Below are 11640 nucleotides of genomic sequence, written 5' to 3' on the forward strand. Positions count from 1 at the left end.
CTGTTCATCGCACCGTCACCCCTGCCTCTCGCATCGCGGCCTTGACCTCGCCGATCGAGCACTGGCCGCTGTGGAAGATGCTCGCGGCGAGCACGGCGTCGGCACCCGCGGCGACGGCGGGCGCGAAGTCGGCCGGCTCCCCCGCGCCGCCGGACGCGATGATCGGGCACGTCGCGACGCGCCGCACGGCGCGCGTGAGCTCGAGGTCGAAGCCGTCCTTCGTGCCGTCGGCGTCGATCGAGTTGACGAGCAGCTCGCCGACGCCGCGGCGCACGCCTTCTGCGGCCCACTCGAGCGCGTCGAGGCCCGCGCCGCGCGAGCCGCCGTGCGTCGTGACCTCGAAGCCGGAGGGAGTCGAGGTCGAGCGGCGGACGTCGAGCGAGAGCACGAGCACCTGGGAGCCGAAGTCGGCGACGATGCGGTCGATCAGCTCGGGGTCGCGGATCGCGGCGGAGTTGACGCCGACCTTGTCGGCGCCGTGCGCGAGCAGCCGCGCGACGTCGTCGCGGCTGCGCACGCCGCCGCCCACGGTGAGGGGGATGAAGACCTGCTCCGCGCACCGCTCGACGACCTCGAGCATCGTGCCCGCGTCCTCGACGGTCGCCTTGACGTCGAGGAACGTCAGCTCGTCGGCCCCCTGCTCGGCGTAGCGGGCGGCGAGCTCGACCGGGTCGCCCTGGTCGGTGAGCCCCTGGAAGCGCACGCCCTTGACGACGCGCCCGTGGGCGACGTCGAGGCACGGGATGACGCGGGTGGCGAGCACGGCGGTCCTCCTAGATGCGGGCGGCTTGGATGTTCGTGACGATGATCGCGCGCGCGCCGACGTCGGCGAGGGCGTCCATGATCTGGTTCGTCTCCTGACTGCGCACCATGACGCGCACGGCGACCCAGTCCGGGTCGTGCAGCGGGCTCACGGTCGCGCTCTCGAAGCCGCTCGCGATGCCGATCGCCGCGTCGAGGCGCGAGCGCTGGACGTCGTAGTCGACGAGCACGAAGTCGCGCGCGACGATGACGCCGTCGAGACGCCGCTTGAGCGTCGAGAGCCCGGGCTTGTCGGTGCCGTGCTCCCCCTCGTCGTTCGTGATGAGCACGGCCTCGCTCACGAGGATCGGCTCGCCGAAGACCTCGAGGCCCTGGGCCCGCAGGGTCGCACCGGTCTCGACGACGTCGGCCACCGCATCCGCGACGCCGAGCCGCACGGCCGACTCGACCGCGCCGTCGAGCCGCACGAGCTCGGCGGTGACGCCGTGCTGGGCGAGGTGCCGCTCGACGAGGCCCGTGTAGGAGGATGCGACGCGCATGCCCGCGAGGTCGCGGGCGTCGCCGAAGCGGCCGGCGGGACCCGCGAAGCGGAACGTCGAGCGCGCGAAGCCGAGGCCCTCGACCTCGAGCGCGGGCGAGCCGGAGTCGAGCAGCAGGTCGCGACCCGTGATGCCGACGTCGAGCGCGCCCGAGCCGACGTAGGTCGCGATGTCGCGCGGGCGGAGGAAGAAGAACTCCACCTCGTTGCGCGCGTCGACGACGATGAGCTCCTTGCCGTCGCGGCGGCCGCGGTAGCCGGCTTCGTCGAGCATCTGGGCGGCCGTCTCGGCCAGCGAGCCCTTGTTGGGCACGGCGATCTTGAGCATGGGGGTTCCTTGCATCGTCTGACGGTCGGCGGACGGCGCGTCAGAGATGTCGGTACACGTCCTGCAGCGAGATGCCCTTCGCGAGCATGAGCACCTGGAGGTGGTAGAGCAGCTGCGAGATCTCGAGCGCCGCGTCGTCGTCGCTCTCGTGCTCGGCCGCCATCCAGACCTCGGCCGCCTCCTCGACGATCTTCTTGCCGATCTCGTGGACGCCGGCGTCGACCGCCGCGACCGTGCCGGAGCCCGGTCGTCGCTCGGCGAGCGTCTGCTCGAGCTCGGCGTACAGCTCGTCGAAGGTCTTCACGCCTCCAGGCTACCGGCGTCGCGGAGCGCGCCGATGCGCGCGGCCACGTCGTCGTGCCCGTAGACGGCCGATCCGGCCACGAAGACGTCGGCGCCGGCGGCCGCCGCGATCGGCAGCGTGTCGGCGGTGATGCCGCCGTCGACCTGCAGCGCGAGCTCGATGCCGGCCTCGTCGGCGCGAGCTCGCAGCTCGACGAGCTTCGGCATCATGTCGGCCATGAACGACTGACCGCCGAAGCCGGGCTCGACGGTCATGACGAGCACCATGTCGAACTCACGCAAGTGCTCGAGCACCGCGTCGACCGCGGTGCCGGGCTTGAGGGCGATCGCCGCGCGCGTGCCGCGGGCGCGGAGCTCGCGCGCGAGCGCGACGCCGTCGTTCGTCGCCTCGGCGTGGAACGTGACCGACTCGACGCCGCGGATCGCGTACTCGGGCGCCCACGTGTCGGGGTCGTCGATCATGAGGTGCACGTCGATCGGCAGCTCCGTCACCTCGGTGATGCGCTGGACCATCGGCAGCCCGAACGTGAGGTTGGGCACGAAGTGCGCGTCCATGACGTCGACGTGCACGCCGTCGGCGTCCCGGATGCGATCGAGGTCGCGCTCGAGGTTGACGAAGTCGGCCGACAGGATGCTGGGGTGGATCCTGACCATGCCCGCCACCCTATCCGCCCCGCGAGCGGCGAGGCGGGCGCCCTCTAGCGCTAGCGCGAGGGCGTCAGCAGCTGGATGAACATCGCGTCGGTGCCGTTCCGGTGCGGCCAGAGCTGCACGGCGTCGCCGGTCTCGCCGAGCGCGATGCCGGGCGAGAGCGTCGCGACGACCTCGCGCGTCGGCACCGGCTCGAGGCCGAGGGCGGATGCGCGCTCGACGACCGCGCGCGTCTCGGCGAGGTGCGGCGAGCACGTGACGTAGGCGACGAGCCCGCCGGGGCGCACGGCGCGCGCGGCGGCCTCGAGCAGCTCGACCTGGAGGGCGGCGAGCTCCGGCACGTCGGTCGGCTGCTTGCGCCACCGCGCCTCGGGGCGTCGGCGCAGCGCACCGAGGCCCGTGCACGGGGCGTCGAGCAGCACGCGGTCGAAGGCTCCCTCGGTCTCCCCGCGGCCGTAGCGGCGGCCGTCGCCGACGACGACGTCGGGGCGCGGGCCGATCGACCGGACCGCGTCGCGCACGAGCTTCGCGCGATGCGGCGCGACCTCGTTCGCCTCGAGCCGCGCGCCGTGCACCGCGGCCTCGGCCGCGAGCAGCGCCGCCTTGCCACCGGGTCCCGCGCACAGGTCGAGCCAGCGCTCCCCCGCCGCGACGGGCCGCGCGCGCGTGAGCGCGAGCGCGGCGAGCTGGCTGCCCGCGTCCTGCACGCGCCACGAGCCGTCGGCGACCTGCGGCACTCGCGCGGGGTCGCCGCCGGGCGCGACGCGGCCGAGCGGGCTCGCGGTCGGCGCGAGGTCGAGGTCGGCAGGGTCGGCGAGCCCGGGGAGCGCGACGAGCTGCACGGCCGGCGGCTCGTTGTCGGCCTCGAGGAGCGACTCGAGCTCGCCCGCGGCGCCCTCCCGGTCGAGCGAGCGCCGCAGCGCGCGCAGCACCCACGCGGGGTGCGACGACTCGAGCGCGAGCCGCTCGTCGGCTCCGAGCCGCTCGGCGATGCGGGCGAGCCGCTGCTCCCACGGCTCGTCCGAGAGGCGACGCAGCACCGCGTTCGCGAAGCCGAGCCGCCCCTTGTTGCGGCGACCGAGCAAGGCGACCGTCTCGTGCACGGCGGCGTGCGCCGGCACGCGCATGCGGCTGAGCTGGTGGGAGCCGATGCGGAGCGTCGCGAGCGTCTCTGCGTCGATCTCGTCGACCGGCCGGGCCGCCGCGTCGGCGATGAGCGCGTCGTGCTGCCCCTGCCAGCGGAGCGTGCCGTAGGCGAGCTCGGTCGCGAAGCCCGCGTCGGCGGGGCTCAGCCCGGCCTCGCGGATGCGCGCGGGCAGCAGCAGGTTGGCGTACGCGTCGTCGCGGTCGACCGCGAGCACGACGTCGCGCGCCACGAGCCGAGCGCTCATCGGCCGGCCCCCGCGGGCGAGAGCTCGAAGGCGGCCGTGCCGCCGCGGCCGCGCAGCCAGTCGACGCCGGGCATGGGGCGCTTCCCCGCCGGCTGCACCTCGACGAGCTCGAGCGGCGTGCTCCCGGTGCCGACGACCGCGGCGCGGCCGGCGATCGCGGCGTGCCCGGGCGGCACCGGCTCGGCGCCCGAGCGCGCGAGCGCGAGCAGCTTCACCCGCTGGCCGTCGACGGTGCCGTGCGCGCCCGGCTCTGGCGTGACGCCGCGCCAGCGGCTCAGCACCGCAGGCGCCGGGCCCGTCAGGTCGAGCGCGCCGTCGGCGAGCGCGAGCTTGGGCGCGAGCGTCGGCGAGCCGACCTGCTCGGCGAAGCTCGCGGTGCCGGCCGCGATCTCGCGCACGGCCTCGGTGAGCTCGGTGGCGCCGAGCACCGCGAGCTCGGCGAGCAGCTCGCCCGCCGTCGCGCCGTCGGGGATGCCGACCTCGCGCACGCGCACGAGCGGCCCGGCGTCGAGCTCCTCGACGAGCCGGAACACGCTCACGCCCGTGGAGCTCCGGCCGTCGATGAGCGCGCGCTGCACGGGAGCGGCGCCGCGGTAGTCGGGCAGCACCGAGAAGTGCAGGTTGATCCAGCCGTGGCGCGGCAGCGACAGCAGCGGCTCGCGCACGAGGCCGCCGTACGCGACGACCGCGGCGAGCTCGGGCTCGAGCACCGCGATCCGCTCGGTCGCACCCGCGTCGAGCCGGTTCGCCTCGATGACGTCGAGGCCGAGCTCGGCGGCACGCGCCGCGACCGGCGTCGGCGTGAGCACGCGCTTCCTGCCTTGCGGCGACGCTGCGCGCGTGACGACCGCTGCGATCTCGTGCTCGGCCGCGAGGGCCTCGAGGCTGGGCACGGCGGCGGCGGGGCTGCCGGCGAAGACGATGCGCATGACGTTCCTCACTCGGATGACGGCGCTACAGGCCGTCGAAGGGCTCGTGATCATCCAACCGGATGCGGAGCCTCGCGGGCGCGCCGGGGCGGGCCGGGCGGCGGGCGGCGGCGAGCACGCGGGCCCGCACGACGCTCGCGACGCGTGCCCCGTCGGCGTAGGCGAAGCGCGCGATCGCACGCTCGAGCTGCTCCCCGGGTCGCGCATCCGCAGCGGGCACGGGGCCCAGCACGTCGAGGTGCTCGATGCCGCCCAGCGCCTCGAGCGCCTCGGCGACCGCGTCGGGGTGCCCGACGACGGATGCGGTGCGCACGGCGGGCGGGAACCGCAGCGCCCGGCGCTCGGCGAGCTCCGCCTTCGCGAACGGCACGGTCGTCGCTCCCGTGATCGCGGCGGCCGCCGGCCCCATGACCCCCGCGAGCACGACGCTCGCGCCGTCGGCGGCGAGCGCGCGCGCCGTCGCCCACTGCCGGACGGCCTCCTCGGCGACGCGGAGGCCCTCCCGCGCCAGCAGCGAGTCGCCGTCGAGCAGCAGCACCGCGCGGTAGCCGCCCTCGGCGATCGGCTCGGCGCCGCGCGTCGCGACGACGATGCGCGGTCGCGCGTCGACCGAGAGCCGCTCGTGCTCCCCGTCGGCGACCGCGACCGGGATCCCCGGCACCGCGCGACCGAGCTCCTCGGCGACGCGGCTCGAGCCGCGGCCCACTTCCCGCATCCGCGTGCCGCTGCACGACGGGCACGACCACGCGGCCGCGAGCCGCCCGCAGAGCCGGCACGCGGGCGCGGAGCCGCGCGAGCGCACGCCCAGCGGGCCGCCGCACGCGCGGCAGCGGGCGCGCGCGCCGCAATCGCCGCACGCGAGGCCCGGCGCGTGCCCGGGCCGCGCGACCTGCACGAGCACCGGCCCGTGCTGCAGCCCCTCGCGCGCGGCCGCGAACGCCGCGGCGGGCACGCGGCGGCCGTCGTCGGCGAGCGCGGCGGGCAGCACGCGCACGCGGTGCTCCCCCACGCGCTCGTGCTCGAGGAAGCCGACCTCGACGAGCCGCTCGGCATCGGTCGAGCGCGCGTGGCCCGCGAGCACGAGCGCGCAGCCCGATTGCGCCTGCCGCACGAGCGCTGCGTCGCGCGCGTGGACACCGGGCGCGAGCGGCTCGGCGAGCAGCGGGTCGCCGTCCTCCCACACCGCGAGGAGCCCGAGCCGCTTCGCGGGCGCGTAGACGGCCGAGCGCGGGCCGATGATCGCGACCGGCTCGTCGTCGAGGCAGCGGAGGAACGCGCGGTACCGCTCGGGGTTCTTCTGCCGCGCGTCGAGCTCGACGACCCGCTCCTCGCCGACCGCCGCGGCGAGCGCGAGCCGCAGCTGCCGCTGCTCGCGGTGGTCGGGCACGACGAGGATCGCCTGCTCGCCCCGCTCGAGCGCCTGCCGGGCGAGCGCGGCGAGCGCGACCGCCCACCGGCCGATCCACGCGGTGCCGTCGCCGTCGCCCTCGGCGACCTCGGCGACGCCGCCCGCGCACTCGAGCGCGACGCGCCGGCGACCCTCGACGAGTCCCGGCAGCACGACGGATGCGTCGGCGAGCGCGGGCAGCGCCGGGAGCACCGGGCGGGCCTCCGGGTCGCGCGCGAGCCACGCCTTCTCGACGCGCGCCTGGCGGCCGGGGATCGCGACGCGCAGCACGTCGGCCGCTCCCCCGGCGGCGCGGTCGGCGACCGCGCGCGCGAGCGCCCACACCTCGGGCTGCAGCACCGGCACGGTCGAGACGACGTGCGCGACGTCGGCGACCTCACCCTCCCAGTCGCGCGCATCCGTCACCTCGACGACGTAGCCCGACGCCTCGCGCTCGTTCCGGAGCGGCACGCGCACGCGCACGCCCGGCGCGACGCCCGCGAGGCCGGGCGGCACGCGGTACTCGAAGAGCCGGTCGAGCTGCGGCAGCCGCGAGTCGACGACGACCCGCGCGAAGGCGGGCGCGGGGCTCAAGGCCTCACAGCCCCGCGGCGGCGCGCAGCGCGTCGACGCGGTCGAGCCGCTCCCACGTGAACTCGGGCAGCTCGCGCCCGAAGTGGCCGTAGGCGGCGGTCTGGCGGTACTTGGGCCGCCGGAGGTCGAGGTCGCGCACGATCGCGCCGGGCCGGAGGTCGAAGACCCGCTGGATCGCCTCGCCGATCGCGAGGTCGTCGATGACGCCCGTGCCGAACGACTCGACGTAGAGGCCGACGGGCTGCGCCATGCCGATCGCGTAGGCAGCCTGCACCTCGAGCCGCTTCGCGAGCCCCGCCGCGACGGCGTTCTTCGCGACCCAGCGCAGCGCGTAGGCGGCCGAGCGGTCGACCTTCGACGGGTCCTTGCCGCTGAACGCGCCGCCGCCGTGGCGCGCGGCCCCGCCGTAGGTGTCGACGATGATCTTCCGGCCCGTGAGGCCCGCGTCGCCCTTCGGCCCGCCGGTGAGGAACGAGCCGGATGGGTTGACGATCGCGCGCATGCCGCTCGCGTCGAGGCCGAGCTCGGCCACGACGGGGTCGATGACGTGCTCGACGACGGCGTCGCGGATCTCGTCGTTCGTGACCCCGGGCTCGTGCTGGGTGGAGACGAGCACGGTGTCGACCGAGACGGGCGTGAAGCCGTCGTAGCCGATCGTCACCTGCGTCTTGCCGTCGGGGCGGAGGAACGGGATCGAGGCGTCGCGGCGCGCGCGCGCGAGCCGCTCGGCGAGCCGGTGCGCGGCCCACGCCGTCGCCGGCATGAGCGTGGGCGTCTCGTCGGTCGCGAAGCCGAACATGATGCCCTGGTCGCCGGCGCCGTCGCGGTCGAGCGGGTCGACCGAGCCGCCGCGCGCCTCGACCGCCGTGTCGACGCCCGTGGCGATCTCGGGGCTCTGCTCGCCGATCGAGACCGTCACGCCGCACGAGTTGCCGTCGAACGAGACCTCGCTCGAGTCGTAGCCGATGTCGACGATGACCTTGCGCACGACCGAGGCGATGTCGACGTAGCCCGTCGTGCGCACCTCGCCCGCGACGTGCACGAGGCCGGTCGTGACGAGCGTCTCGACCGCGACGCGCGCCTCCGGGTCCTGCGCGAGCATCGCGTCGAGGATCGCGTCGGAGATCTGGTCCGAGATCTTGTCGGGGTGGCCCTCGGTCACCGACTCCGACGTGAACAGCCGAAGGCTGCCTGGACTGCTGCTCACTCGTGCTCCTTGCTCGATCCGCTCGCGAGGCGCTCCGCGACGCAGTCCATGATCGCCCGGGCCACTGACGCCTTCTGCCCCGACGCATCCGCCACGACGCCGTCGGCGTCGAGCACGCGCACGCGCGTCTCGACCGCGCCGAAGCCCTCGTCGTGGCCGACGCGGTTGAGCACGAGCAGGTCGGCACCCTTCCGCGCGAGCTTCGCGCGGCCGCGCTCGAGGAGCGCGGCGTCGTCGGCCTCGGTCTCGGCGCCGAAGCCGACGAGCAGGCTCTCGCGCGGCAGGCTCGCGAGCTCGGCGAGGATGTCGGGGTTCAGCTCGAGCTCGATCGTGGGCGCGTCGCCCCACGACTCCTTCGAGCGCTTCTCGTCGGAGGCGCCGCGCACGCGGTAGTCGGCGACGGCCGCGGCCATCACGACGACGTCGGCGCTCGCGCGCTCGAGCATCGCCGCGCGCAGCTGCGCCGTCGTCTCGACCTCGACGACCTCGATGCCCGCGGGCACCGGCACGTGCAGGTTCGCGCCCACGAGCGTCACGGTCGCGCCCGCCGCGCGCGCTGCGCTCGCGAGGGCGACGCCCATCGCGCCGCTCGAGCGGTTGCCGAGGAAGCGCACGGGATCGATCGGCTCGCGCGTGCCGCCGGCGGAGACGACGACGGAGCGGCCGGCGAGCGCGGCGGAGCGCCCCGCGACCTCGAGCGCCGCGGCGACGACGTCGGCGGGCTCGGCCATGCGGCCGAAGCCCTCGTCGCGGCCGGTGAGCGCACCGGCGACGGGGCCGACGATCGTCGCGCCGCGCTCGGCGAGCGTGCGCACGTTCGCCTGGACCGCGGGCTGCTCCCACATCTCGGTGTGCATCGCGGGGGCGATCACGAGCGGCGCGCGCGAGGCGAGCACCGTCGTGCCGAGCAGGTCGTCGGCGAGCCCGGTCGCGAGCTTCGCGAGCGTGTTCGCGGTCGCCGGCAGGATGACGATGAGGTCGGCGGACTGGCCGAGCGCGACGTGCCGCACGGCGGCGACGTCGTCGAAGACCTCGTCGGTGACGGGGTTGCGGCTGAGCGCCTCGAGCGTCGGGCGCCCGATGAAGCGCAGCGCCGACGCGGTCGGCACGACGTGCACGTCGTGGCCCGCCTTCACGAGCTCGCGGATGGCGAGCGCGGCCTTGTAGGCGGCGATGCCGCCGGAGATCCCGACGACGACGCGCATCAGCCCTGCGCGGTCTCGTCCTTGGTCAGGACGAGCTTGTCCTGGTGGATCTCGTGCAGCGCGACCGAGAGCGGCTTGTCCTCGATCGTCGAGTCGACGAGCGGCCCGACGTTGTCGAACATCGAGCCCTCGTGGATGTCGGTGTAGTAGTCGTTGATCTGACGAGCGCGCTTCGCCGCGAAGATCACGAGCTGGTACTTCGAGTCGACCTTGTCGAGCACTTCGTCGATCGGCGGGTTGATGATGCCCTGCGTGGCCATGCGTGCCTCCTGCGGCTGTGGACGGTGACGGATGCGCGGGGTCGCCCCCGCGAAGCTCGTGGCGCCGGTGGGCGCAAGCGACCATCCTATCGCGCCGTCGTCCCGTGCGCTCGTCAGGCTGCCGGTCGCCGTGGATCCCGCTTCGCGCTCCCAGGCGCGCGGGAGCGGCGCGTCGCGCGCAGGATCGACCAGGCGACGAGCCCGAGCGCCTGCGCGAGCACCACCCCGAGTCCGACGGCGATCACGAGCACCACCACGGTCGGCACGCCCAACGAGCTCAGCTCCGCGAGCACCGCTTCCACCCGTCACCCCAACGCATCCGGTCGTCCGCCGATGCGCCCCGGGGTCTGGAGGGCACGATCTCGTGTCGTCCACTGTGCGCGAGCCGAGCACCAGCTGTCAAGCCGCGCGGGTCAGCTCGAGCGCGTGCCAGCACTCCCGGTGATCGAGAGCGAGCGATCGACGACCCGCTCCGCGACCGCGCGCAGGTTGAGGTTGTGGTTCCGCGCGTGCTGCCGCAGCAGGCGGAACGCCTCCTCCACGTCGACGCCCGCGGACTCCGCCAGCACGCCCTTCGCCTGCTCGATCACGATCCGGCTCTCGAGCGCCCGCTGCAGCTGCTCGGCGAGGATCGTGCTCTCCCGGGTCGCCCGCTCCTGCACGATCGCGATCGTCGCGAGCGCGGCGAGGGCCTGCCCGACCGCGGCGTCGGCACCGTGCAGCTCGCCCACACGGCGGCGGAACAGCCCGAGGCTGCCGATCGCCTCGCCGCGCAGCCGCAGCGGCACGGCGTAGGCCGAGGCGAAGCCGCGCTGCGCTGCGGCGAGCCGGAAGTGCGCCCAGTCGGTCCCGACCGCCCGCACGTCCGGCACCGAGATGATGCTCCCGGTGCGGAAGGAGCGGATGCACGGGCCGTCTCCGGCGTTGAGCTGCATCACCTCGACGAAGTCGACGCCCTCGCTCGTCGAGGCGACGAGCTCGAGCTCGCCGCGGGCGTCGACGAGCAGCAGCCCCGCCGCGTCGACCGCCAGCAGCTCCACGCACTCGAGCGCGATCGCGTGCAGCAGCTCGATCACGTCGTAGTCGGTCGTGAGCAGCTCGGCGAAGCGGATGAAGGCCGCGCTGAGGGCCCCCTCGCGCTCCGCACCGCTCATGGCCGTCTCCTGCTCGTGCGCCATGCGCCGCAGACTACTCCCGCGCGTCCGCCTCCGCCGCGAGGATGCGCTCCACCACTTCGCGCGCCGCCTCGGCGACGTCGGAGTTCACGATCGTCGCGTCGAACTCGGGCTGGCTCGCGAGCTCGACCTTCGCGGTCTCGAGCCGCTTCGCGCGCTCGGCGGGTGTCTCGGTGCCCCGCCCGATCAGCCGGCGCACGAGCTCGTCCCACGACGGCGGTGCGAGGAAGAGCAGCACGGCGTCGGGGAACGACTCCCGCACCTGCCGAGCGCCCTGCAGGTCGATCTCGAGCAGCACCGACGAGCCCTCGTCGAGCGCGGCCTGCACGCTCGAGCGCGGCGTGCCGTAGCGCGAGAGGTTGTGCACGGTCGCCCACTCGAGGAACTCGCCGTCCTCGACCATCCGGTCGAACTCGGCGTCGGAGACGAAGGCGTAGTGCACGCCGTCGATCTCGCCCGGCCGGGGCGCCCTCGTGGTGGCGCTCACCGAGTGGCGGATCTGCGGGAAGTGCTCGCGCACGTACTGCGCGACCGTGCCCTTGCCGACCGCCGTCGGTCCCGCGAGCACGATGAGGCGAGGGCGACGCGAGGGATCCACGAGGTCAAGCCAAGCGCGAACGCGCTCGCGCTGCAAACCGCCGAGCCCGCCGAGGTGCTTCGACGGCGCGATCGCGAGCTCGCGCATGAGCGCCTCGACGCGCTTGGGACCCATGCCGCGGAGGCTCCCGAGGTACTCCGGCACGCGCAGCCGCGCCTCGACGCCGCCGGGCTCCTGCCACGCGCGCTCGGCGACGTCCCGGGGCCCGCGCTCCCCCGCGGCGAGCGCGCGCTTGACGGCGGCGCGGGCGCGGCGCGCCTCGATCGCCGCGCGGCCGGCCGCGCCGGGGTCGGGGATCCTCCGGTCGGGGAT

Annotated in this window: 13 protein-coding genes; all 13 read right to left on the bottom strand. The window is 75.2% G+C overall.

Translation table 11 applies throughout. The features are described from left to right. Window positions 1-4: 4 nt before the first annotated feature. Window positions 5-763, bottom strand: a complete 759-nt coding sequence (gene hisF, locus ACP7BI_RS11140; RefSeq protein WP_425846202.1) for an imidazole glycerol phosphate synthase subunit HisF — start codon at window positions 761-763, stop codon at window positions 5-7. 10 nt (window positions 764-773) lie between these two features. Next, a complete protein-coding gene (gene hisG, locus ACP7BI_RS11145; protein ID WP_425846204.1) occupies window positions 774-1628 on the bottom strand; it encodes an ATP phosphoribosyltransferase in 855 nt (284 codons plus the stop codon). 40 nt (window positions 1629-1668) lie between these two features. Further along, window positions 1669-1932 carry a phosphoribosyl-ATP diphosphatase gene (locus ACP7BI_RS11150; protein WP_425846206.1) on the bottom strand — a complete coding sequence of 88 codons (264 nt, stop codon included), beginning with the start codon at window positions 1930-1932 and terminating at the stop codon, window positions 1669-1671. Then, complete coding sequence (gene rpe / locus ACP7BI_RS11155) at window positions 1929-2585, bottom strand: ribulose-phosphate 3-epimerase (protein WP_425846207.1); 657 nt, start codon at window positions 2583-2585, stop codon at window positions 1929-1931. The genes ACP7BI_RS11150 and rpe overlap by 4 nt, the downstream gene beginning before the upstream one ends. Before the next feature lie 50 nt (window positions 2586-2635). Continuing rightward, window positions 2636-3973, bottom strand: coding sequence for an RsmB/NOP family class I SAM-dependent RNA methyltransferase (locus ACP7BI_RS11160; protein ID WP_425846209.1), 1338 nt, complete (start codon window positions 3971-3973; stop codon window positions 2636-2638). After that, the gene (locus tag ACP7BI_RS11165) at window positions 3970-4902 is read right to left on the bottom strand and encodes a methionyl-tRNA formyltransferase (RefSeq protein ID WP_425846212.1); all 933 of its coding nucleotides are present in this window, start codon (window positions 4900-4902) and stop codon (window positions 3970-3972) included. Before ACP7BI_RS11165 ends, ACP7BI_RS11160 begins: the two co-directional genes overlap by 4 nt. A 25-nt stretch (window positions 4903-4927) precedes the next feature. Beyond that, window positions 4928-6883, bottom strand: coding sequence for a primosomal protein N' (locus ACP7BI_RS11170; RefSeq protein WP_425846215.1), 1956 nt, complete (start codon window positions 6881-6883; stop codon window positions 4928-4930). 4 nt (window positions 6884-6887) lie between these two features. Beyond that, window positions 6888-8090: a methionine adenosyltransferase gene (metK, locus tag ACP7BI_RS11175; protein ID WP_425846217.1), complete on the bottom strand. Its 1203-nt coding sequence runs from the start codon at window positions 8088-8090 to the stop codon at window positions 6888-6890. Further along, complete coding sequence (gene coaBC, locus ACP7BI_RS11180) at window positions 8087-9295, bottom strand: bifunctional phosphopantothenoylcysteine decarboxylase/phosphopantothenate--cysteine ligase CoaBC (protein ID WP_425846219.1); 1209 nt, start codon at window positions 9293-9295, stop codon at window positions 8087-8089. The genes metK and coaBC overlap by 4 nt, the downstream gene beginning before the upstream one ends. After that, a complete protein-coding gene (rpoZ, locus tag ACP7BI_RS11185; protein WP_211449073.1) occupies window positions 9295-9555 on the bottom strand; it encodes a DNA-directed RNA polymerase subunit omega in 261 nt (86 codons plus the stop codon). Before rpoZ ends, coaBC begins: the two co-directional genes overlap by 1 nt. Before the next feature lie 113 nt (window positions 9556-9668). Further along, entirely contained in the window at window positions 9669-9857 is a 189-nt protein-coding gene (locus ACP7BI_RS11190; RefSeq protein WP_425846222.1) for a hypothetical protein, read from the bottom strand. Window positions 9858-9968: 111 nt separating this feature from the next. After that, window positions 9969-10733 (bottom strand): GAF and ANTAR domain-containing protein, encoded by a 765-nt coding sequence (locus ACP7BI_RS11195; protein ID WP_425846224.1) that lies wholly within the window; start codon window positions 10731-10733, stop codon window positions 9969-9971. Between the two features lie 10 nt (window positions 10734-10743). Next, window positions 10744-11640, bottom strand: coding sequence for a guanylate kinase (gmk, locus tag ACP7BI_RS11200; RefSeq protein WP_425846341.1), 897 nt, complete (start codon window positions 11638-11640; stop codon window positions 10744-10746).

The sequence above is a fragment of the Agrococcus sp. TSP3-2-1 genome (genome assembly GCF_049897585.1).
Classification (GTDB): Bacteria; Actinomycetota; Actinomycetes; order Actinomycetales; family Microbacteriaceae; genus Agrococcus.